The following is a 21,283-nucleotide window of genomic DNA, read 5'->3' as shown; positions in this document are numbered from 1 at the left end:
CCGGTCGTCCCCCCACACCAGAACTTCGAACGAATGCGATGGGCACCGTTATGCGTGAATTCAGCCGTCGGGGCATATTTGGACTCGGGGTAGGAGCGGCCGCCGCGCTCTCCGTCGCCGGCTGTTCCCCCTCCGGATCGTCGGACTCCGACAAGGTCGGAACCAAGCCCGGACAGACCGCGAAGGGAAAGCCGATCGGCGACGGCTCGACCGCGTACACCGGAAAGCAGCCCAACCAGCCGCCCGCGCCGGAGAAGCTGAAGCCGGGCCAGAAGCCACCGCAGTTCGTGGTCTTCTCCTGGGACGGGGCGGCCGAGGTGGGCAACGGCCTCTTCCCGCGGTTCCGCAAACTGGCCCGCGACCACAACGCCTCGATGACCTTCTTCCTTTCCGGGCTGTATTTGCTGCCGGAGTCGAAGAAGCGCCTGTACCGGCCGCCGAACAACCCCGTCGGCGCCGCCGACATCGACTACCTCACCGATGACCACATCAAGGAGACGCTGAAGAACCTTCGCGCGGCCTGGCTGGAAGGCCACGAGATAGGCACCCACTTCAACGGCCACTTCTGCGGCGGCACCGGCTCGGTCGCCAACTGGACCCCCGCCCAGTGGGACTCCGAGATCGAGCAGGCCATGGACTTCGTCACCAAGTGGCGGACCAACACCGGCTTCACCGACCTCGAACCGCTGCCCTTCGACTACAGCAAGGAACTCGTCGGCGCCCGCACGCCGTGCCTGCTCGGCCAGGAGAACCTGCTGCCGACGGCGCGCAAGCGCGGCTGGCGGTATGACGCCAGCTCGCCCGGCGGCCTCCAGGTCTGGCCCACCAAGAAGCAGGGCATCTGGGACTTCCCGCTCCAGTCGATCCCGTTCGGCAACCTCCCCTCCGGTGTCCTCTCGATGGACTACAACATGCTGTACAACCAGTCGAAGAACTCCACCAAGGGTCCGCCGGCCAACTACCCGGGCTGGCGCAAGCAGGCCGCCGACGCGTACATAGCCGGCTTCCAGCGGGCATACGAGACGAACCGGGCCCCGTTGTTCGTCGGCAATCACTTCGAGCAGTGGAACGGCGGCATCTACATGGACGCCGTCGAGGAGGCGATCAAGCACATCGCCGACGAGAAGCACAAGGACGTCCGGATGGTCTCCTTCCGGCAGCTGTGCGACTGGCTCGACGCCCAGGACCCCCAGGTCCTCGCCGGCCTGCGCCAACTCGGCGTCGGGCAGCAGTTCACCGGACGCGGTTGACTGCACCGCAAGGGGGCGAAGATCCCTGCCCGCGGGTTCGACTCCCGTCACCCACTCCATAGTTGAGGCCCAGGTCCGAGACCTGGGCCTTCTTCGTGGGCTTGTCCCTCGCCACGCCCCTCCAGGCCCCGCGGCGAGGTGTCGAGCCATGTCCCGGGGGCGCACTTGAGCCACGCCCCGCCGACCCGCGGCCGGTGTCTGCGCCCGTGGTAGGGGCCGCGGTGTCGTACTGCGATTGCGGCAGGTCAAGTGTCTGCGGGCGCACGACGACGGGCGCGGGGGCGCAACGGCATCGTGATCCAGGTCGCAAGCGACGGGAAGACCACCGTCTGTCGAGGAGCCTGGAGCAGTTGTGGACCCAACAGCACACCGTGTGGCCGACGCAGAGGACGCCGCCCAGGCTGCCATCCGCAGCCGGCTGCGTGCGGCAGTAATCGATATCGCGCCCATCTTCGGATTCACCGTGAGCTTCGCTCTCACACATCGGCTCCCCGTCGCGCTGGCGCTCGCCCTGGCGGCGGCGGCCGGAGCCTGCGTCTACCGGGTGGTGCGCGGGGAGTCGGTGTGGCGCGCGCTCGCCGTCCTCGGTCTCGTGTGCGTCCAGGGGGCACTGGCCGCACGGACCGGAGAAGCCGCCAACTTCTTCCTGCCGAACCTGGTGATGCACAGCGTGGTCGCCCTGACGAACGCCGTGATGTTGCTGCTCGGACGGCCGCTGATGGGCGTGGTGGTGGCGCAGATCACGAAGGAGGGGCCCGGCTGGCGCCGGTGCACGGTGCGGCGGCGGGCGTTCATCAAGGGCAACCTGGTCATCCTCGTCGTGAGTCTGATGATGCTGTCGATCCAGCTGCCGCTGTACCTGGCCGGCGAGGCCGTCGCCCTCGGTACGGCCGACGCCTTCGGGCCCCCCGTCCTCGCGCTCAGCATGCTCGTGGGCTGGCGCGTCTACCGGCGCGCCCTGGGCGGCCATCACTGCGCCACCCACGACCGCACGACCACCGGGACATCCCTCCCTCTTGAAAGGACTCTTTCGTGACGAACACCCAGCCCCTCAAAACCCAGCCCACGGTGCGGAGTTGCCCCTTCGACCCGCCGGGGGACTACCGGACACTGCGTGAGCAGGAGCCGGTCGTGCCGATGACCTTCCCGGACGGTGTGACCGGCTGGTTGGTCACCAGGTACGAGGACGTGCGCACCGTCCTGGCCGACCCGCGGTTCAGCACGAAGGGCACCCTCCCGCGGCCCGGCGGCGTGGACGAGGTACCGCCGCCGGCTCCTGGGATGTTCCTCGCGATGGACGCGCCGGAGCACACCCGGTTCCGGCGCCTGCTCACCGGTCAGTTCACGGTGAAACGGATGCGGCAGCTGACACCGGCGGTGGAGCGGATCGTCGCCGAGCAGCTGGACGCGATGGCCGCGGCCAAGGGCCCGGTCGACCTCGTCCAGGCCTTCGCCCTGCCCATTCCCTCGCTGGTGATCTGCGAGCTGCTCGGGGTGCCCTACGCCGACCGTGAGGAGTTCCAGCGGAACTCGGCCACCATCATCCGGCTGAATCCCAGCCCCGAGGAATTCCGTCAGGCGCAGACCGCGATGCATGGGTACCTCCACCAACTGGTGCTCGCCAAGCGGGAGAAGCCCACCGGCGACCTCCTCAGCGAGCTGGTCCACTCCGGAGAGCTGACCGACGAGGAACTGGCCGGTGTCGGGGTGCTGCTGCTGATCGCGGGGCACGAGACGACCGCGAACATGATCGCGCTGGGCGCCATGTGCCTGCTGCAGCACCCGGAGCAGCTGGCGGCGCTGCGCGCCGACCCCTCCCTGATGGACAACGCGGTCGAGGAGCTGCTGCGCTACCTGACGATCATTCAGTTCGGGATCCGGCGTAGGGCGCTGGAGGATCTGGAGCTCAACGGCCGCCAGATCAAGGCAGGCAGCATGGTGGCCGTCTCGCTGGCCTCCGGGAACCGGGACACGGCACACCTCGCCGACGCCCCGGAGCGGCTGGACGTCGGCCGGCCGCACAGCCCGCACCTGGCGTTCGGCCACGGCATCCACCAGTGCCTCGGCCAGCAGCTGGCCCGGGTGGAGATGAAGGCCGCGCTGTCCGCGCTCCTGGACCGGTTCCCGGCGCTGCGGCTGGCGGTTCCGGTGGAAGAGGTGCCGATGCGCGACGACATGCTCGTCTACGGCGTCCACGAACTGCCCGTGACCTGGTGAGACCGGCACACCGCCGGCACCTCGTCGCACCACACACCACACGGAGAACCCATGAAGATCCTCATCGATGAGGGAAAATGCGTCGGGGCGGGCACCTGCGTGCTGGCTGCCGCTGACGTCTTCGACCAGCGGGACGAGGACGGCGTCGTCGTACTGCTCGACGCCGACCCGCCGCACGGCTTGCTGCCCCAGGTCAGGGACGCCGCCGCCCGCTGCCCGGCACTGGCGATCGAGGTGGTGGAGTAGTGCCCGCCATGGACCGCATCGTCCTGGTGGGCGCGTCGGCCGCGGGTCTCACCGCGGCCGAAACTCTCCGGCACGAGGGCTTCACCGGGACGCTGACCCTGGTCGGCGACGAACTGCGGCTCCCGTACGACCGGCCACCGCTGTCCAAGCAGGTGCTGGCCGGCGAATGGGAACCGCACCGGTGCGCCCTGCGCCGGGAAGCCGACCTCCAGCAGCTGCGCATGGACCTGAGAGCGGGCTGCCGGGCAACCGGCCTGGACACGGCGGAACGTGTCGTCACCCTGGCCGACGGGGACCGGCTGGGCTACGACGGCCTGATCATCGCCACCGGACTGCGCCCCCGTCGCCTGCCCTTCGGCCATGACCTGGCCGGCGTCCATGTGCTCCGCACCCTCGACGAAACCCTCACACTGCGCGCCCAGTTGCACGCCGGGCCGCGCGTCGTGGTGATCGGTGCCGGATTCCTCGGCAGCGAGATCGCCGCCACCACACGCGGCCTCGGCCTGGACGTCACCCTCGTCGATGTCGAAGCCACTCCGCTGGCCCGGCAGGTCGGCACCTTCGTGGGCGGTCTGGTGGGTGACATGCACCGCGACCACGGTGTCCGCCTGTGCATGGGCCGCCATGTCACCGGCATGACCGGCGAGAACGGGCGGGTCACCGCGGTGACGCTCGACGACGGTACGTGGCTTGCCGCCGATGTCGTGGTGGTGGCGATCGGCTCGGTGCCGGCCACCGAATGGCTGGCCGGCTCCGGGATCCCGTTGGGTGACGGAGTGCTCTGCGACCGCACCTGCCAAGCCGCGCCCCGGGTGTACGCGGCAGGAGACGTCGCCAACTGGGCCCATCCGGCGGCCGGTGGCCGCGTCCGCCTCGAACAACGCACCAATGCCACCCAACAGGCCATCACCGCCGCCCGGAACCTGCTGGCCGGTCCGGCGGAGGCCGTGCCCTACGCACCGGTCCCGTTCGGCTGGACCGACCTGTACTACACCAAGATCCAAACCTGCGGCTGGTGCCCCTCCGACGCGACCGTCGAGGTCGTCGACGGGGATCCGCGGGAACACCGATTCGTCGCGCTCTACAAGGTGGACGGCCGTGTGGTGGGCGCGCTGGGCTGGAACAGCGCACGTGCCCTGCGCGAGTACCGCAGTCACCTCGCCGGGAACACCGCCGCCTGACGCACGTCCTGACGGGGCGCCACTCCTGCCCCGTCAGCACTTCCCCGACCAGCGCCGCCTGCCGGCGACGGCTCCCGAAAGCCGCGCCGGCAGGCCGGTACCTCCCCCAAGCCCCATCCCCCCGTAGCCCCCGTAAGGAGCCACCCGTGATCTGCCCCGCACACCCACCCGTCGGCCCGTACGCGAGCGCGATCATGCCGTACGCGAGGTGAGCCGGCTGCTGTGTGAGGAGCCGGGCCGCACGGTCCGTCTCGTTCGATGTCGATGAGGCCATGCGCACCGCAGGGCCGGGCCGCCGGCATCGTCGGTCCGGCCGGGGCTGCGTACCGTGGGAGCGTGCAAATGATCGACCGGTTCAGCGCGTGGCAGCGGACGACCCGGCCACTCGTGGTCGACCTGACCGTCGCGCTGGCCTGCTTCCTCCTGGCCTCCCCGCTGGTCGTCGCCTTCGCCTACATCGACCGGGCTCCGGTCGGCTGGTCCGTCGTTGCCCTCGCGGTCTCCTGTGTTCCCCTGATCGCCCGGAACCGCTGGCCGATCACCGTGGTCGCAGTGACGGTGGCCATACATCTGGTCCAGTCCGCCCTGCTCCCGCTCGCCCGGCCGACGCCCGCCGCCACGGCTGTCGCTCTCTATACGGTGGCGATCCGCACCGACCGGCGCCGGGCCTGGCGCGTGGGCACCCTCGCGGCCGTCGTGCTCATCACCGCGTCGCTGGTCTTCCCCCCGGGTGCGCTACAGATGCCGCAGTCCCTCGCCCGCCCGCAGTCCCTCGCCCTGGCGGACAAGCTCCCGTCGTCCCTCGCCCTGATTGCCTGGACGCTCATGGCGGTGGCCATCGGCGACGCCGTCCGCAGCCGCCGCGAAGTGCTCACCGCCGCCGAGGAGCGGGCCGAGCGGGCCGAGCGCACCAAGGAGGAGGAGGCCCGCCGACGGGTCACCGCGGAACGCCTCCGGATCGCCCGGGAGCTGCACGATGTCGTGGCCCACCACATCACTCTGATCAACGCCCAGGCAGGCGTGGCCCACCACCTCATGCGCACCGACCCCGAGCCCGCCTACCAGGCGCTCGAACGGATCCGGGACACCAGCCGGGGGGCGCTGGACGAACTGCGCGCCACCGTAGGACTGCTCCGGTACGGCGAAGAGCCGGTCGAGCCCCGCGAACCGGCGCCCGGACTCGCCGGTCTCGACGCGCTGCTGGACTCCTTCCGCCACTCCGGCCTCGATGTCACGCTGGAGCGCACCGGGCCACCGGGCGAGCTGTCACCGATCACCGATCTGACGGCCTACCGGATCATCCAGGAGGCCCTGACCAATACGCGCAAGCACGCCGGCCCGGCCTCGGCACGGGTCCGCCTGGACTTCCGCACCGACGTCCTGCGGCTCACCGTCGACGACGACGGCCGTGGCACCGGGGGAAGCGGCCGTGGCACCGGCCCGGTCGCCACGGGCCTCCAAGGAATCCAGGAGGCCGGCACCGGCCACGGCATGATCGGTATGCGGGAGCGTGCCAAATCCGCCGGAGGTACCCTCACTGCCGGACCGCGCCCCGACGGGGGCTTCCGTATCGAGGCCGAACTGCCGCTGCGCGCCGGCCGAAAGGGCCGACCATGACCATCCGTGTACTGCTCGCCGACGATCAGGCACTCCTGCGCGGCACCTTCCGGATGCTCGTCGACTCGGCCCCCGACATGGAGGTCGTCGCGGAGGCCGCCACCGGCCGCGAAGCCGTCGAGCTGACCCGCAGCCACCGCGCCGACCTGGTGCTGATGGACATCCGGATGCCCGACCTCGACGGCCTCGCCGCGACCAGGCTGATCAGCGAGGACGAGGATCTCGCCGGTGTACGGGTGCTGGTGCTGACCACCTTCGAGAACGACGAGTATGTCGCGGAGGCGCTCCGCGCCGGGGCGAGCGGTTTCCTCGGCAAGGGCATCAACCCGGACGAGCTGCTCGATGCGATCCGGGTGGTCGCCGCCGGCGACTCCCTGCTCTCGCCGACCGCGACCAAGGCCCTGATCGCACGCTTCCTGGCCCAGCCCGCACCCCCCGGCCGGACCGCGTCACCGCAGCTGGCCGCACTCACCCCGCGGGAGCGCGAGGTGGTCGCCCTGGTCGCCGACGGCCTGTCCAACGACGAGATCGCCGAGCGCCTCTTCGTCACCCCGCTCACCGCCAAGACCCATGCGAACCGCGCGATGACCAAGCTGGGCGCCCGGGACCGGGCCCAACTCGTGGTCATCGCCTACCGGACGGGACTGGCCCGGCCTGACGGGCCCTGACCTCCGGCACCGGGGCGTCTCGGGCGTTGAGGCAACGGGCCGGCCGTCGCTCCGCGATGCTCGGCCCCCCTGTCCGGCTCTCCGGCTCTCCGCCGGCTCCGGACGCCTGCCCTGCCTGCCTTGTTCGAGGCGAATTGCCTCCCTGCCGAAGACACAAAAATCTACTCTCGTCAGAGTAGACATTGGGCTCTCACACGATTACGGTTTTTCTCGTAGCCAAGGTTGAACGCCCGGCGGAGGTTAGCCGGGAAGCGGTTCAGCCAGGCCGGTGCGGCGGTGGAGTTCCGAAGCCAGGGTGGTCGCAGGACGGTGACGGGACTGACGGCCGTACCGGGTGGCCCGCGGTGTTCAGGGGCCGCCACCGGCAGTACTCGGAGCGCAGACGGCTGCGGTCCGGCAAGTGATCGACACAGAGGAAGAACGGAGGAAGCAGACGCCATCAGGATCGCCCGGGCGAGGAGTACTCCCCCCGGGTACCGCACGACCCCGGATTGGCAGGTGGTCCACGGTCACGCAGCAGCGATCCCCGCACCCACGCCCCTCGCCGGGGCGGGGCCGCGGAAACAGAAGGTCGGCGCAGCACTAGGGCCGACAGATGGTGTTGAATTTCCTTCGGGGCCTTGGTGCCGTACGGCACCAAGGCCCCTCGACGCGCTCCCAAGAAGAGGTGCAGATGACAGCGGATGATTCGCTCGGCAGCCGGCTGGACGATGACGACTACCCCGCCTACACGATGGGTCGGGCCGCCGAACTTCTCGGCACGACTCCCGGTTTCCTCCGCGCCATCGGAGAGGCCCGCCTGATCACTCCGCTCCGCTCCGAGGGCGGGCACCGCCGCTACTCCCGCTACCAGCTGCGCATCGCCGCCCGCGCCCGGGAGCTCGTCGACCAGGGCACTCCGATCGAGGCGGCTTGCCGCATCGTCATCCTTGAGGACCAGCTCGAAGAAGCCCAGCGCATCAACGCCGAATTCCGCCGCGCCTCCGCAGCCACCTCGGACGACAGCTCGCACTGAGCCGGCGGGCGCCCGGACCGCGACGGGCGCCCGGGGACCGCCCTCCCGCCGTCGGGCTGCCGCCTTCCCGAGGCCCGCCCCACGGCGCCGCATCGACCGCGGCGCTACAGGTTGTCGCCCCAGCCGCCCTGGATCATGGTCTGGAACGCCCATGCGCCGTCCCGCCTGACCAGGATGTCGGCGTAACGCAGCTGCCGGCTCCGGCCGCCCATCGTCATGGTCGAGTCCGAGAAAACCACGGCCAGGACGGGCGAGAGGAAGACCGGCGTCCGCGTGGACTCGAAGGTGATGTCCTCGCTGCCGTCCCCCATCACCTGCGTCATCGTCGCGATGTACTGCTCGCGGTCCCACTGTGCCGCTCGGCCGTTGCCGGCCGCGTCGTCGCTCACGAGGTTGAGGGGGAACATCGCCAGGTCGGCCATGCTCTGAACGTCGCGCTTCGCGCTCTGTGCGTCGTACTCCACGAACCAGGCCTCCAGGCTCGCGCGGTCCTCGGCGGTCGGGACGTATCCGGCATCCGGCAGAAAGGTCACACAGACTCCTCACGGTCTCTTCGACACGGTCTCTTCGACGCATCAGCCGTCACACGGGCCACGGGCACGCGGCCGGCCATCGGCCATCAGGCGCCAGTCGTCAAATTTATCTACTCGGGAAAGGTATGCCCTCAAGCGCCTCTAGTCAAACTTGATTAGACATTGATCAGGTTCTCCGCGCGGTGCGCGTCGTGACATGTCCGGAGTGCGGGAGGTGCCGCCGGGAAATCTGCACGGAAGCGTCACACGGCCTACGCGTGGCCCTCGACGGGTGTCGTTAGCGTTACTGCCCGCTCGATCCCGCGTGCGAACTGGATCAGCTCGATCAGGTCGTCGGCGTCCGTGGCGGCGCAGCCAGCACAGAAAGATCGAAGATGGACTACTGCTCGTCGTGCCGCCGGAGTCTCAACGGGGCACTCGTATGTCCAGGATGCGGCGATTACGCCCCGGACATAGCCCCGCCCACCCACCGCCGGCAGAGCGCGATGGCCGCCGCCGCGAACTGGGAGTCCTGGCAGCCTGAGGAAGCCCCCGCCCCGGGGCCCCGCCAGGGCCGGTACGCCGATGCCGGTCCGTTCGGCGGCGGTGCCTCCGAGACCGCGCCGTTCGGCGGCGCCTTCGACGCCGTGCCGGCGGATACGGCCGACACCGCCGACACCGCAGCCGCCCCGGACGACGGTGCGCCCGGGGATGCCGAGGTCCCCGCGCCCACCGGGCAGGGCCGGGCGGCCCGGCGCCGCCAACTGGCCCGGTGGAAGAAGCACCGGCGCCGGGCCGCGGCCGCCACGGCCTTTGCCCTCGTCGGCGGCGGTCTGACCGTCAGCATGTTGCAGAACAAGCCCGCCACCAACGGCACCCACGCGGCCTCGAAGCCGGAGCCGGAGCGCGTGTCCACGCCCCGGACCGAGCCCGCCGCCTCGTCGACGGACCGGGCGGACAGCCAGGCGTCCCGGCACCCCGGCGCCCGCCCGTCCCTCCCGGCCGGCCGGCATGCGCGCCCCACCGCGGCCACTCCGCCGCCCGCCACGACGGCCCGGCAGCCACAGTCCGACGCCCCGTCCCATACCGCCGCGCCGCCCCGCGCGAGCGCGCCCACCGCGTCCACTCCGGACCGGGCGGCGCACCCCGCGCACACCGATGCCGCGACCAGCGCCCCCGCTGCCTCCGGAGGCTCCGGAGGCAGCAGCGGAGGCAGCAGCTCGGACACCTCGCCGACAGACACCGCGCCGACCACACCGGCCACACCGACCGCACCGGAGGCGGGGCAGTCCTCGCCGACGCATGTGTGTCTGCTGGGTGTGGTCTGCGTCGGCTGATACCGACGTCGTCGGTGTCCTGTGCCTGGCCCGGCTACCCGGCCGGCTGGCGTTCGCGCCTGCCGGTGGCCGGGGTGGCCGGGGATACGGCGCCCCCGGCCCTCTCCGCCGCGGACTCGCCGGCAGTGCCGCCGGTCGGCGACGTCCGGGTGCGGGCCTTGAGGACCTGGGTGCCGATGGCGAGCGTGACGGCCAGCAGGAGGACGTAGAAGACGCCGATCTTGCGGAGGTCGTCGAGGAAGAACCAGACGGATGCCAGGGACGTGAACCAGAAGGCGACGAGGGCGAAGCCGCCGGTGCGCTCGTCCTTGTATCCGGCGGCGAGGCACAGCGCGGAGACGACCCCCAGGACCAGGGCGATGATGACGTAGCGGGTTTCCCAGCCGATGTTGGCGCGCGCCAGCTCGGACCACACCGCCACGGCCTCCGCCACCGGGCCCCAGGCCACCGCGCAGGCGAGCCGGGCCGACCACAGCAGCAGCACCGATCCGGCGACACCGGCGAGCAGCGCGACCCGGGAGAACTGACCGACCTCGATCATGTCGGTCCGGGATATCACCAGGGACAGGAAGCAGCCGAGCAGTGCGACCGCGCCTTCGGCCGTCGGCCGGAACACCACCCGCGCCGGCTTCCGGCGGGCGGACCGCGGCGCCGGTGCGCTCCCGGCGGGCGCGGGCGGGGCCGCCGCCGGGGCGGGGTCCGCGGCCGCGGGATCGAGCGCGGTGGGGGTCGGGAGGCGGGGAGCCGGTGCGGAGCGGGGTGCCGCGGCGAGCGCCTTCTGCATCGCGGCGGCGTCCGCGAAGCGGTCCTCCCGGCGCTTGTGCAGGGCTCTGGCGATCACGGCGTCCACGGCGGGCGGGAGTTCCGGGCGGAGCTGCGAGGGCGGCACCGGCTCCGCGGCCAGATGCTGATGCATGACGGAGAACGGTGAGTCCCCGGTATACGGAGGACGCCCCGTCAGCAGCTCGTACAGCAGACAGCCCACGGCGTACAGATCGGTGCGGTGGTCGGTCTCGCCGCCGTTGATCTGCTCGGGGGCGAGATAGGCGGGGGTGCCGACCGCCACGCCGGTCCCGGTCAGCCGGGTGGCCACCTCGCTCAGCGCCTTGGCGATACCGAAGTCGACGACCTTGACCGCGCCGGACGCGGTGAGCATGACGTTCGCGGGCTTGATGTCCCGGTGCACGATGGCGTGCCGGTGGCTGTGGTCCAGCGCCGCCAGCACCTGACCCGTGATGTCGACGGCCTGCGCCACCGTCAGCGGGCCGTCCCTCAGCACCTGGCTGAGGGTCCGGCCCGCCACATATTCCATGACCAGATAGGGCTCGGCCGCACCGCCGCCGGCGTCCTCACCGACGTCATGGACGGTGGCCACACCGGGGTGGTTGAGCGCGGCGGCGGCATGTGCCTCCCGCTGGAAGCGGGTGAGGAACTCGGGCTGCATCGCCAGCTCGGCGGAGAGGGTCTTGACGGCGACGGTACGGCGCAGCCGGTGGTCGACGGCCCGGTACACCGTCCCCATGCCGCCGTGCCCGAGCTGCTCCACCAGCTCGTACCGCTGCCCCAACATCCTGTGTTCCACCGGGTTCCTCCAGGGACCGATCACGCCAACACGGCGGAAGACGTGCGGGAGGGCGGTCGGGTTCCCCGCCCCGCGGGGAGCGGCGGCACGGATGGGCGGTGCCGGGCTACCGGCCTTCCGGAGGCGAACTGCCCGCTCCGCCCGGCTCGATGACGGTGAGGGCGGCGGCCGGGCAGAGTCCGGCGGCCAGCCGGGCGGTGGCGCGCAGCCCGGGCGGGGGCACGGCGGTGCGGAGCAGCACCAGGCCGTCCTCGGCGTCCTGGTCGAACACCTCGGGGGCGGTCAGGGCACACATCCCGGCGCCGATACAGCGGTCGCGGTCGATGCTCAGCTGCATCGGGCTACTCCTTGTCCCAGGTGACGGGGAGCCGGTGCACCCCGTGGATGTTCATGGCGTCGCGCAGCGGTACGTCCTCCGGCGGGACGGCCAGTCGCAGCGTCGGGAAGCGGCGGAACAGCGCCGGGAAGGCCACCCGCATCTCGACCCGCGCCAGCTGCTGGCCCAGGCACTGGTGGACGCCGTGGCCGAAGGACAGATGGCCGGTCGCCTTCCGCCGCAGATCGAGGGTGTCGGGGTCGGGGAACTTCAGCGGGTCGCGGTTGGCGGCCTGCACCGAGACGGCGACGGTATCGCCGGCCCTGATCAGTTGCCCGTCCAGCTCGACGTCCTCCAGGGCCGCCCGCAGCCCGGTGTGGGCGATGCTCAGATAGCGCAGCAGCTCCTCGACCGCCTGGTCGGCGAGGCCGGGGTCGCCGCGCAGGGCGGCGGCCTGCTCGGGGTGGCTCAGCAGGGCGAAGGTGCCGAGCGCGAGCATGTTCGCGGTGGTGTCGAGACCGGCGGCCAGCAGGAAGCTGCCGACGCCGGCGAGTTCGTCATCGGTCAGTTCACTGGTGGTCAGATCGCTGAGCAGGTCGTCGGTGGGGTGGGCGCGCTTGGCCACCACCAGTTCGCGGACGCATTCCGCGAGCGCGGTCATGGCAGCCATCTGCTCCTCCGGAGCGGCGTCCGGGCTGCTCAGCATCGTGGTGTGCTCCTGGAAGCCCGCACGGTCGGACGGCGACACCCCGAGCAGTTCGCAGATCATCAGGGCCGGGACGGGGTGCGCGAACACCTGCACCAGATCGACCACCGGTCCCTGGCGCTCCATGGCGTCGAGGTGCTCGGCGGTGATCTGCTCGACGCGGGCGGTGAGTTGGCGCATCCGGCGGACGGTGAACTTTCCGGCGAGCAGCCGCCGGTAGCGGGTGTGCTCCGGTGCGTCGATCCCGGTGAGGTCGCCGAGCGGTGCCGGCGGCAGGGTGCCGGAAGGCCCGCCCGGGAGGGGGTAGCGCAGCAGCTCGTACCGGGAGCTGAAGCGGGGGTCGGCGGCTATCGCCCGGACCACGGAGTGGCCGGTGGCCAGCCAGCCCACGTGCCCGTCGGGGTAGTGCATCGGGCGCAGCGGCTGCTGTTCGCGCAGCTCCGCCAGCTCGGCGGGCGGGTCGAAGGGACAGCCCGCGGGCCGGGTCACCGGCAGGGTCACCGGCTCGGGGTGCGCCGCTGTTTCCTGAGCGGTCTGCTCGGTCGTGGGTGCGGGTGCGGGTGCGGACGGTTCGTGCTGCATGGGGTGTCCTCCGGTGCAGGTTGGCGGCACGGCGAAGCGCCGGGCGAAGTGCAAGGTGGAGTGCAAGGCCGAGTGCAAGGTGGAGCGCGCGGTGAAGTGGTGCGGGTGCGCGGCGAAGTGGCGCGGTGCGGTGCGTGCGCGCGGCGAAGTGGCTTGTGCAGCGGCCGGTGAAGTGGCTTGTGCAGGGACTGGTGGAGCTGCCTGTACAGGGGCCGGGGAGCGGCCGTTCAGCGGGTGGCGCTGCGGCGGAAGGCCGTGCGCGCCCACAGATAGCCGACCAGGGTGAGGCCGACGCACCAGGCCACGGCGGCTATCCACTCGGCGCCGACCCCGGTGCCCATCAGCAGGCCCCGCAGCGTCTCGATGACGGGGGTGAAGGGCTGGTACTCGGCGAACCAGCGCAGCCCGGTGGGCATGGACTCCGGGGGGACGATGGCGCTGCCGAGGAACGGGAGGAACTGGAACGGCAAGGGTATGTTGCTGGCCGTCTCGGGACTCTTGGCCACCAGGCCGATGGCGGCCGACATCCAGGTCAGCGCCAGGGTGAGCAGGGTGAGCAGACCGGCGGCGGCGAGCCATCCGAGGGGCGTGGCATGGGTACGGAAGCCCATGAGGAGCGCGACGCCGATGACGAAGGCGATGCTGACCAGCGTCTGCAGGACGCTGCCGACGACATGCCCGGTCAGGAAGGACGCACGGGAGATCGCCATCGTGCGGAACCGGTTGACGATGCCTTCGGTCATGTCGACGCAGACGCCGACAGCGGTGACCAGGGCGCCCGAGGTCGCGGCCATGAGGATGATGCCGGGCGCGACATAGTCGATGTACTCGGTGCTGCCGCCGGCCGCCCCGCCGATGCCGGTCCCCAGGGCGCCGCCGAAGACATAGGTGAAGAGAAGCAGCATCAGGACGGGCATCGCGATGACCGACACCGTCAGGGAGGGGTAGCGCAGCGCATGCTTCAGATTGCGCCGCAGCATCGTCCGGGCATCGCGGGCCGCGTAGGACAGGGTGGTCATCAGGCGTTCTCCTTCAGGGAGTTGGCCTCGCTGGCGGTCCGGTCGCGGCCGGTGAGGGTGAGGAAGACATCGTCGAGATCGGGGGTGTGCACCGTCAGTTCCTCGGCGCGGATCGACGCATGGTCCAGGGCGTCGAGGACGGCGCGCAGGGCGGGGACGCTGCCGTCACCGGGGATGTGCAGAGTGAGCGCTTCGCTGTCGTGTGTGGTGGCGCCGAAGAGGGCGGTGGCCGAGTCGAGTGCGGACGCGTCCTGGAACCGGAGGCGGATATGACCGCCGGGGATCCGTCGCTTCAGCTCGTCCGCGGTGCCTTCGGCGACCAGCTTTCCCCGGTCCAGGACGGCGATGCGGTCGGCGAGTTGGTCGGCCTCCTCCAGATACTGCGTGGTCAGGAAGATGGTGACGCCGTCGTCGGCGACCAGGCTGCGGATGATCTCCCACATGGTGCGCCGGCTACGGGGATCGAGTCCGGTGGTCGGCTCGTCGAGGAAGATGATGCGCGGGTCCCCGACCAGGGTCATCGCGAGGTCGAGCTTGCGGCGCATCCCGCCCGAGAAGGTGACGACGGGCTTGGTGGCGGCCTCGGTGAGTTCGAAGCGGCGCAGCAGCTCGGTGGCTCGCCGGCGCCCTTCGCGGCGGTCGAGATGGTGCAGGTCCGCCATGAGGAGCAGGTTCTCGCGGGCGGTGAGCAGGTTGTCGACCGCCGAGAACTGGCCGGTGACGCCGATCGCGGCGCGTACGGCATCGGCGTCGCGGACCAGGTCGTGGCCGGCGACCCGCGCCTGGCCGGCGGTGGCGGGGATGAGGGTGGAGAGGATCTGCACGGTGGTGGTCTTGCCCGCGCCGTTGGGCCCGAGCAGAGCGAAGACCGTGCCTTCGGGGATGCACAGGTCGATGCCGTCGAGCACCACCTTGTCGCCGTAGGACTTGGATAACCCGGTGGTAGTGATCGCCGACGCGACGGCGGTCGTGGAAGTCATGATCATGACAGTCCCGTTTCTTGGATGCGGTGGTAGTGGCCGCCCAGAAGCGGCCGAGGTCTGGTCAGGGGCGGTCGAGGCCTGGTCAGCAACGTCCGAGGTCTGGTCAGGAGCGGCGGATCAGGATGTCGCCGGCGCTGGTGTGGGCGCGTACTTCGACGGTGTCGGCACTGTCGCCGGGGCCTTCGGCGGCACCGAGGTCATTGCGCACGCTGCCGGCACCGGTGGTCACCTCCAGCCAGGCGGCGGTGGACTCACGGATGCCGACCTCCAGGTCACCGGCGGCGGCCTGGAGCACGACCTGGCCGCGGGAAACTTCGCCGATCCGGATGGCACCGTTGGCGGACTTGGCGTCGACTCCGGCGTGCGCGACACCGACGGAGATGAGGCCGTTGGACGCGCGCGCCCGCAGCGCGCCGGTGACCTCGCCGATCGTGGTCGAGCCATTGCCGTTCTTGACCAGAGCCTCGCCCCCGATCTCACCGACCTCGATCTGGCCCGCGCCGACGAGCTCGGCATCGCCCGACACCCGGTCCAGCCGGATGTCGCCGTAGTCGGTCCGCAGGTTGACGGCCTCCGCCTCGTCGACCTGGAGGTCGCCGAACGAGGTCTTGAGCCGGCACTCGCCGAGCCGGCCTTCCACGGTGAAGTCCGCCATGGGCGAGGTGCCCAGGATGTCCGATCCGGCCGGCAGCTCGATGGTCACATCGAGGGAGCCGGACTTGCCGAAGAGCGAGCGCTTCCTGGGGCCCTTGACGAGCAGCTTGCCGCCGGAGCAGGTGACCTTGGTCTGCTGCGCGGCCCGCACATCGGCCTCCGCGGTGGCGTCGCGCGGCAGCACCTCGACGACGGTGTCGATGCGCTTGCTCGCGGCGATCCGGACGGAGCCGAGGTCGAGCTCAATAGTGACGGAGAGCGGTTCGGGAGTGTCGAAAGCAGGCATGGCTGTGCCGTCCTCATGACTGGTGTGAGTTCCGCCGGGAGGGCGGGTGAATGAGTGAGTAAGCGAGTGAGTGAGTAAGCGAGTGAGTGAGTGAGCGTGCGAGAAGTGGTGCGGTGCGTGGGCGCTGTGCGTCGGTGCGGTGCGTCGGCGCAGGGGCGGGGTGGTTTTCGCGGCCCCCGGGTGGCGGCCGGTTCCCGATCCCCGGGCGTGGCCCGCCCTAGCGGACCCAGCCCGTGTAGCCCTGCTGGCCCCAGTGGCGGGAACTGCGGCCGGCGGTGGGGCGGCTGGGGGCGCCCGGCTCCAGGGCGGTGGCAACGGCCCGCACCAGCCAGGCGTTGACCGAGAGGCCTTCCTGCCCTGCGGCGTCCTCGACCCGGGCCTTGAGATGGGCGGGAAGACGGAAGTTGATCCGCGCGGTGCCGCCCTCGTCGGCGTCCGAAGGAGCCGGGGGCGCGGAGGCCCGCGGCTCACCGGCCGCCGCCTCGGGCAACTCCGCCTGCCCGTACGGCTCCTGGACCGGCGGTGCGGTCACCACGAACTCGGGGTCGAGCCCGCGCAGCCGCAGATCGACCGATCCCGGCGCCAGGTCGCGGGTGATCTCGGTCATGGCGGAGGAGAGTGCGTTCAGCAGCGTGAGCCGGACGGCCGACTCCAGGGGGGTGGTGAGCCGCTCGGCCAGGGCACGGGCTTCGTCTCCGCCCGCGTCCGCGGCGACCGCGAGCTCGTGCCGGAGATTGTCGACGTAGGGCGTGAGGTCCATAACGCCATAGTGGCACCATCATGGCGCCACCGCAAGTCACCATGGCGCATGAATGACACTAATGGCGCCACCGCGGCATCATCCGAGGCGCCATAGGCGCGCCACGCCACCTCACGCGCGCGGTTCGGGGGCGCCCGGGCACGAACGGGCGCGGCCGCCGCGGCAGTTGCCGCCGCGCACAGCGGCCCCGCCCTGCGGCCCCGCCCACGGCACCGGCCACTGCGGAATGCCGCCCTCCGGTCCGCTCGAATGCGCGGGCTATGGTGCTCCCGCAGACTGTGCAACCCGTGCGGCGGAGGAGAACTCACGGTGTCCGATCTGGGACGGCTCGTGGCCGACCGGTACCGGCTGGTGGAGCAGGTCGGCCGCGGCGGCATGGGCACGGTGTGGCGGGCCGAGGACGAGCTGCTCGGGCGGCCGGTGGCCGTGAAGAAACTGCTCGTACCGCCGCACCTGAGCGACGACGAGATCGAGACGCTCTACGAGCGCACCCGCCGCGAGGCCCGCAGCGCCGCCCGGATCACCCACCCCCATGTGATCGTGGTGCATGACGTCGTCGACGACGAGGGCCTGCCGTGCATCGTCATGGAGTACATCCCCTCGGTCACCCTGGGCGACCTGCTGAAGCGCAAGGGCGCGCTGCCGCCCGACGAAGCGGCCCGGATCGGCCGCGGGATGGCCGCCGCACTGCGCGCCGCCCACGACGCCGGGGTGCTGCACCGGGACGTCAAGCCCGCCAATGTGCTGCTCGGGAACGACGGGCGGATCGTCCTCACCGACTTCGGCATCGCCGTGCAGGCCGGGACGCCCTCGCTGACCCGGACCGGCGAACTGGTCGGGTCGATCCAGTACCTCGCGCCGGAACGCCTCCGGAGCGGCATCGCCGAGCCCGGCCCGGCCAGCGACCTGTGGTCCCTCGGGGCGACGCTGTACCAGGCGGTCGAAGGGCGCCCCCCGTTCGGCCGGGACACCGCGATCGAGACGGCGTACGCCATCGCCACCGAGGAGTGCCCGCCCCCGCGCAACGCCGGTGACCTGGGCCCGGTGATCGCGGGTCTGCTCGTGAAGGAACCCGGGGAGCGCATGGACGCCCATGAGGCCGAGCGCCTCCTGGGCGACCACACGGCCGGCACGGTGACCCCTCTCGGCGATCAGCCCACCCGGCCGCACCGCGCCGAAGCCCGGCCGCACCGCACCGAAGCCCCCGCGGTTCCCGCCCGGAAGGGCAGGCGCGGCCGCCGCACGGCGCTGTGGAGTGCCGCCGCCATGGCGGTCGCCGCTTCCGTGACCGGTGGTGTGCTGCTGTGGCCCTGGGGCGGTGCCGATGCGTCCGGCGCCCGCCCGGCCGGGGCGCACGCCCCCAGCCGTCCCCCGAGCACCAGCCCTTCCCCGCCGCCGCCACCGGTTCCCGCCGGATACCACCTCAAGGAGGAGGGTCCGGGCTTCTCCCTCCCCATACGGGACGGCTGGAAGCGCCAGGACCCGCCGGGCGCCGAGGTCGCCTATGTCTCCGGGCTGGCGGGCCTGCGAATCAACATCGTCCCGTTCGCCGGGGAGTCCGATCCGCTCCGGCACTGGCGGGAGACCGAAGAGGACCAGACGCGCCGGGACAACCCGGGCTATGAGCGGGTCAGGATGGACCCCACGACGTTCCGGGGGCGGCCCGCGGGCTACTGGGAGTTCACCTTCGACGGCTCGGCACGGAAGTACCGCGCGGTGGAGCTGGCGTTCAGCGGCACCGACGGCACGCAGTACGTGGTCTACCTCTCCGCACCGGACGCCCAGTGGAACCAGTACCGGCCGGTCTTCGACACCGCCGTCAAGGGAATCCGGCTCGGCGCTTAGCCTCCGCGCACCGCAGCCGCCTGTCCTCCGCGCACCGCAGCCGCCGGCCTCCCCTCAGCCGCCGCAGCGGGTGTCCGTCTGCTGCCGCCGCCCCGTCGTCAGGAAGGCGGTGACGGTGCGGTCGCCGCAGGCGGTGCCGTTGGCCAAGTAGGCGCCGTGGCCCCCGTGTTCGAGTGTGAGCAGCCGGGCCCGCTCGCCCAGCGCCCGGCGCATCTTCAGCGCGCCGAAGTACGGGGCGTAGGGGTCCCGGCGGTTCTGGACCATCAGGATGTTGGACGGACCGTCGGCGGTGATCCGGGTGGGCGGCTCCGCCGGTGCCTGCCAGAAGCCGCAGGGCGTGATGTTGGCCGGCATCCCGGCCGTGAGCGGGTGCCGGGCGCGGTCGGCGGCCACCGCGCGCCGGTGGGCGGGCACCGACGCCGGCCAGCGCACATCGTTGCAGACGGTGGCCGTTATGGCCGCCGCGTCCTGGTCCGGCAGCGGCCCCGCGAGGGTGTCCGGCAGCACCGGCTCGGCGGCCGGATTCTGGGCCTGCTGGATCAGCCGGGCGGTCTCGGCGAACAGACCGTCGCTCTGCAGGGCGTTCTGCAGCGCCTGCCGCAGCCGGTTGCCGGTCAGCGGGACGCCCGGCGTGGTGGACTCCTTCGGCTCGCGGTCCAGCTTCGCGGCCAGTGCGAGGAACAGCGGCCGCACGTCCTCGGGCCGCCGCGCCAGCCGCAGCCCCTGGCTCTCCCGTGCCGGGTCGGCGGCCCAGGCCGCGAAGTCGGGGAAGCGGGCGTCCGCGCCCGCCGAAATGTTCGCCAGCCATCCGCGCCCCACCCGGGTCGGGTCGGGGTCGCTGCTGCTGTCCAGCACCCAACGGTCGGTGTGCCGCGGGTACTTCTGCGCATACACCGCTCCGACGTACGTCCCGTACGAGTACGCCCAGGCCGACAGCTTCTCCTCGCCCAGGGCCCGGCGGAGGCGGTCGATGTCGCGCGCCTCGTTCACGGTGGTGAAGCTGCGCAGCACGGCACCGCCATGGCGGCGGCACGCCTCGGCGATCCGCCGGGAGCGGGCGGCATTCCCGCCGATCTCGCCGTCCGGCCCCGGCCAGGACCGCAGGGTCACCAAGTGCCGGTCGGCCGCGTCGAGTTCACAGCCCGCCCGGGTGCTCCCGCCCACTCCCCGCGGGTCAAAGCTGACCAGGTCGTACGCCCCCGCCATCGCCTTCCGCAGCGCCGGCCCCTTCGTCGCCAGCCGGTGCACCCCGGACCCGCCCGGACCGCCGGGGATCACCAGCAGCGTCCCCCGCCGCGCCGCGGGCCGCTCGCTGCGCATCCGGGTCACCGCGAGGCTCAGCTGCGGGCCGTCCGGGTCGCGGTAGTCGAGCGGTACGGGCAGCCGGGCGCACTCCTGGCCTGCCGGGCCGCCGGGCTCGGCGCAGGGCCGCCAGGTGAGGGCGGGCCCGGTGGTGCCGGGAGCGTCGGCGCGGACCGCCGGGGCGGCCGCGGTCAGGGTGGCGGCGACGGTGGCGACGGAGAGCGTGAGGAGGAGGGTGCGGTGGGCGTAAGTCGTCATGGGGCAAGGCTGGTTGAGCGGCCCCCCACTGCCCATCCGGCAGACCTGACACCGGGGGTGGGGTTAGCCCGAGTATGCGGCGGCGCGCGCCGTGGGCCACTACGGACCGGCCGGCCCGTCCGCGCTACTCGCCGATGCCGATCAGGGCCAGCGTGATGTTGTCGGGGCCGCCCGCCTCGATCGCGGACTTCCACAGTTCGAAGGCGGCCCGGCCGCCGCTGTGGAGTTGCAGCAGGTCGTTGAGGGCGTCCTCCGGGACGGGGTCGGTCAGACCGTCGGTGCACACCAGGTAGCGGTCGCCCGGGGACAGCGGCGCTTCGGTGACATGCGGGGTGATGGCGCTGAACTCCGGGGTGCCGCCGAGCGCCTGGGTGACGAGCGAGGTGGTGCGCCGTCCCGGCGCCGGCGGAGGGCTGTCGTCCACGCTCACCTGGCGCAGACCGTCCGCCGTCGTGTCCAGCACCCGGCTGTCGCCGACGTTGAACACCAGCAGCGACTCCGCCAGGACGACGGCTCCGGCGACCGTGGTGCCCATGGTGGTCAGCTCCGGGTCCCGGCCGGCGGCCGCGTACACCGCGTCATTGCAGAGGTTCAGGGCGTCACGGACGGCTTCCTCGGTGTCCAGGGCCGGGCCCAGCGCCGCCAGTTGCCGTACGGCCAGGGCACTGGCCACCTCGCCGGCCGGCTGCCCGCCGATACCGTCGGCGACCGCGACGACGAGCGGGGTGCCGAGCGGGAACACCAGGGTCTGCGGGTTCTCGGTCATGGTGCCGCAGAGCGTCCAGGGGCCGGCCACCAGGCTGTCCTCGTTGTGCTCGCGGAGCAGTCCGGGGTGGCTCAGCGCGGTCACGGTGACGTACTCCATACCCCTGTCCCGTTCCGGGCCTCCGCTCCGGCAGACCCCATGTCCCCCGGGGCGTTCCGTACCACCATTGTGGGCGCCGACG

The 21,283-nt window shown here is 71.8% G+C and carries 20 protein-coding genes; 10 read left to right on the top strand and 10 right to left on the bottom strand.

What is annotated here, in order from left to right; genetic code table 11:
* Positions 1–50: 50 nt before the first annotated feature.
* The 8 genes from SLV14N_RS21165 to SLV14N_RS21130 all read left to right on the top strand — a co-directional run bounded on the left by SLV14N_RS21165 (position 51) and on the right by SLV14N_RS21130 (position 8,194).
* Positions 51–1,250: a hypothetical protein gene (locus SLV14N_RS21165; protein ID WP_263270612.1), complete on the top strand. Its 1,200-nt coding sequence runs from the start codon at positions 51–53 to the stop codon at positions 1,248–1,250.
* Positions 1,251–1,623: 373 nt separating this feature from the next.
* Complete coding sequence (locus SLV14N_RS21160) at positions 1,624–2,286, top strand: DUF3159 domain-containing protein (RefSeq protein ID WP_208682721.1); 663 nt, start codon at positions 1,624–1,626, stop codon at positions 2,284–2,286.
* Entirely contained in the window at positions 2,283–3,467 is a 1,185-nt protein-coding gene (locus SLV14N_RS21155; protein WP_263270611.1) for a cytochrome P450, read from the top strand. Before SLV14N_RS21160 ends, SLV14N_RS21155 begins: the two co-directional genes overlap by 4 nt.
* Before the next feature lie 51 nt (positions 3,468–3,518).
* The gene (locus tag SLV14N_RS21150; RefSeq protein WP_208682716.1) at positions 3,519–3,713 is read left to right on the top strand and encodes a ferredoxin; all 195 of its coding nucleotides are present in this window, start codon (positions 3,519–3,521) and stop codon (positions 3,711–3,713) included.
* 8 nt (positions 3,714–3,721) lie between these two features.
* Positions 3,722–4,894, top strand: coding sequence for an NAD(P)/FAD-dependent oxidoreductase (locus tag SLV14N_RS21145; RefSeq protein WP_263270609.1), 1,173 nt, complete (start codon positions 3,722–3,724; stop codon positions 4,892–4,894).
* 342 nt (positions 4,895–5,236) lie between these two features.
* Positions 5,237–6,511 carry a sensor histidine kinase gene (locus SLV14N_RS21140; RefSeq protein ID WP_208688005.1) on the top strand — a complete coding sequence of 425 codons (1,275 nt, stop codon included), beginning with the start codon at positions 5,237–5,239 and terminating at the stop codon, positions 6,509–6,511.
* On the top strand, positions 6,508–7,179 hold the full coding sequence (locus SLV14N_RS21135; protein WP_263270607.1) for a response regulator transcription factor: 672 nt from the start codon (positions 6,508–6,510) through the stop codon (positions 7,177–7,179). Before SLV14N_RS21140 ends, SLV14N_RS21135 begins: the two co-directional genes overlap by 4 nt.
* 673 nt (positions 7,180–7,852) lie before the next feature.
* Positions 7,853–8,194 (top strand): MerR family transcriptional regulator, encoded by a 342-nt coding sequence (locus tag SLV14N_RS21130; protein WP_208682703.1) that lies wholly within the window; start codon positions 7,853–7,855, stop codon positions 8,192–8,194.
* Between the two features lie 104 nt (positions 8,195–8,298).
* On the opposite strand, the gene SLV14N_RS21125 is transcribed toward SLV14N_RS21130, so the two are convergent.
* Entirely contained in the window at positions 8,299–8,727 is a 429-nt protein-coding gene (locus SLV14N_RS21125; protein ID WP_208682701.1) for a nuclear transport factor 2 family protein, read from the bottom strand.
* Between the two features lie 485 nt (positions 8,728–9,212).
* Between SLV14N_RS21125 and SLV14N_RS21120 the strand changes: the two genes are divergently transcribed.
* Positions 9,213–10,043 (top strand): hypothetical protein, encoded by an 831-nt coding sequence (locus SLV14N_RS21120; RefSeq protein WP_263270606.1) that lies wholly within the window; start codon positions 9,213–9,215, stop codon positions 10,041–10,043.
* Between the two features lie 34 nt (positions 10,044–10,077).
* Here SLV14N_RS21120 and SLV14N_RS21115 read toward each other — a convergent pair whose 3' ends face one another.
* The 7 genes from SLV14N_RS21115 to SLV14N_RS21085 form a co-directional block, all read right to left on the bottom strand.
* Positions 10,078–11,625 carry a protein kinase gene (locus SLV14N_RS21115; RefSeq protein ID WP_263270605.1) on the bottom strand — a complete coding sequence of 516 codons (1,548 nt, stop codon included), beginning with the start codon at positions 11,623–11,625 and terminating at the stop codon, positions 10,078–10,080.
* A 106-nt stretch (positions 11,626–11,731) separates the two neighbouring features.
* Positions 11,732–11,962 (bottom strand): ferredoxin, encoded by a 231-nt coding sequence (locus SLV14N_RS21110; protein WP_263270603.1) that lies wholly within the window; start codon positions 11,960–11,962, stop codon positions 11,732–11,734.
* Positions 11,963–11,966: 4 nt separating this feature from the next.
* Positions 11,967–13,229, bottom strand: a complete 1,263-nt coding sequence (locus tag SLV14N_RS21105; protein ID WP_221174703.1) for a cytochrome P450 — start codon at positions 13,227–13,229, stop codon at positions 11,967–11,969.
* Positions 13,230–13,456: 227 nt separating this feature from the next.
* Positions 13,457–14,248 carry an ABC transporter permease gene (locus SLV14N_RS21100; RefSeq protein ID WP_263270602.1) on the bottom strand — a complete coding sequence of 264 codons (792 nt, stop codon included), beginning with the start codon at positions 14,246–14,248 and terminating at the stop codon, positions 13,457–13,459.
* Positions 14,248–15,228 (bottom strand): ATP-binding cassette domain-containing protein, encoded by a 981-nt coding sequence (locus tag SLV14N_RS21095; protein WP_263270601.1) that lies wholly within the window; start codon positions 15,226–15,228, stop codon positions 14,248–14,250. The genes SLV14N_RS21100 and SLV14N_RS21095 overlap by 1 nt, the downstream gene beginning before the upstream one ends.
* Before the next feature lie 106 nt (positions 15,229–15,334).
* Positions 15,335–16,171, bottom strand: a complete 837-nt coding sequence (locus SLV14N_RS21090; protein WP_263270599.1) for a DUF4097 domain-containing protein — start codon at positions 16,169–16,171, stop codon at positions 15,335–15,337.
* 217 nt (positions 16,172–16,388) lie between these two features.
* Complete coding sequence (locus SLV14N_RS21085) at positions 16,389–16,931, bottom strand: hypothetical protein (protein WP_208682681.1); 543 nt, start codon at positions 16,929–16,931, stop codon at positions 16,389–16,391.
* A gap of 309 nt (positions 16,932–17,240) precedes the next feature.
* On the opposite strand from SLV14N_RS21085, the gene SLV14N_RS21080 reads away from it, so the two are divergent.
* Positions 17,241–18,776 (top strand): serine/threonine-protein kinase, encoded by a 1,536-nt coding sequence (locus SLV14N_RS21080; RefSeq protein ID WP_263270597.1) that lies wholly within the window; start codon positions 17,241–17,243, stop codon positions 18,774–18,776.
* A gap of 54 nt (positions 18,777–18,830) precedes the next feature.
* Here SLV14N_RS21080 and SLV14N_RS21075 read toward each other — a convergent pair whose 3' ends face one another.
* Together SLV14N_RS21075 and SLV14N_RS21070 are read right to left on the bottom strand one after the other, a co-directional pair.
* The gene (locus SLV14N_RS21075; RefSeq protein WP_263270595.1) at positions 18,831–20,336 is read right to left on the bottom strand and encodes an alpha/beta hydrolase; all 1,506 of its coding nucleotides are present in this window, start codon (positions 20,334–20,336) and stop codon (positions 18,831–18,833) included.
* 124 nt (positions 20,337–20,460) lie between these two features.
* Complete coding sequence (locus SLV14N_RS21070) at positions 20,461–21,201, bottom strand: PP2C family serine/threonine-protein phosphatase (RefSeq protein ID WP_208682676.1); 741 nt, start codon at positions 21,199–21,201, stop codon at positions 20,461–20,463.
* Between the last annotated feature and the right edge of the window lie 82 nt (positions 21,202–21,283).

Source organism: Streptomyces sp. Je 1-4 4N24, from assembly GCF_026239515.1.
Classification (GTDB): domain Bacteria; phylum Actinomycetota; class Actinomycetes; order Streptomycetales; family Streptomycetaceae; genus Streptomyces; species Streptomyces nigrescens.
This window is presented reverse-complemented; position numbering and strand designations above follow the sequence as displayed.

Bases quoted from the DNA above. Each gene is read 5' to 3' on its own strand.
- SLV14N_RS21165 (WP_263270612.1), top strand. From the start codon at position 51: ATGCGTGAATTCAGCCGTCGGGGCATATTTGGACTCGGGGTAGGAGCG.
- SLV14N_RS21150 (WP_208682716.1), top strand. From the start codon at position 3,519: ATGAAGATCCTCATCGATGAGGGAAAATGCGTCGGGGCGGGCACCTGC.
- SLV14N_RS21145 (WP_263270609.1), top strand. From the start codon at position 3,722: ATGGACCGCATCGTCCTGGTGGGCGCGTCGGCCGCGGGTCTCACCGCG.
- SLV14N_RS21140 (WP_208688005.1), top strand. From the start codon at position 5,237: ATGATCGACCGGTTCAGCGCGTGGCAGCGGACGACCCGGCCACTCGTG.
- SLV14N_RS21135 (WP_263270607.1), top strand. From the start codon at position 6,508: ATGACCATCCGTGTACTGCTCGCCGACGATCAGGCACTCCTGCGCGGC.
- SLV14N_RS21130 (WP_208682703.1), top strand. From the start codon at position 7,853: ATGACAGCGGATGATTCGCTCGGCAGCCGGCTGGACGATGACGACTAC.
- SLV14N_RS21120 (WP_263270606.1), top strand. From the start codon at position 9,213: ATGGCCGCCGCCGCGAACTGGGAGTCCTGGCAGCCTGAGGAAGCCCCC.
- SLV14N_RS21110 (WP_263270603.1), bottom strand. From the start codon at position 11,962: ATGCAGCTGAGCATCGACCGCGACCGCTGTATCGGCGCCGGGATGTGT.
- SLV14N_RS21105 (WP_221174703.1), bottom strand. From the start codon at position 13,229: ATGCAGCACGAACCGTCCGCACCCGCACCCGCACCCACGACCGAGCAG.
- SLV14N_RS21100 (WP_263270602.1), bottom strand. From the start codon at position 14,248: ATGACCACCCTGTCCTACGCGGCCCGCGATGCCCGGACGATGCTGCGG.
- SLV14N_RS21095 (WP_263270601.1), bottom strand. From the start codon at position 15,228: ATGACTTCCACGACCGCCGTCGCGTCGGCGATCACTACCACCGGGTTA.
- SLV14N_RS21090 (WP_263270599.1), bottom strand. From the start codon at position 16,171: ATGCCTGCTTTCGACACTCCCGAACCGCTCTCCGTCACTATTGAGCTC.
- SLV14N_RS21085 (WP_208682681.1), bottom strand. From the start codon at position 16,931: ATGGACCTCACGCCCTACGTCGACAATCTCCGGCACGAGCTCGCGGTC.
- SLV14N_RS21075 (WP_263270595.1), bottom strand. From the start codon at position 20,336: ATGACGACTTACGCCCACCGCACCCTCCTCCTCACGCTCTCCGTCGCC.
- SLV14N_RS21070 (WP_208682676.1), bottom strand. From the start codon at position 21,201: ATGGAGTACGTCACCGTGACCGCGCTGAGCCACCCCGGACTGCTCCGC.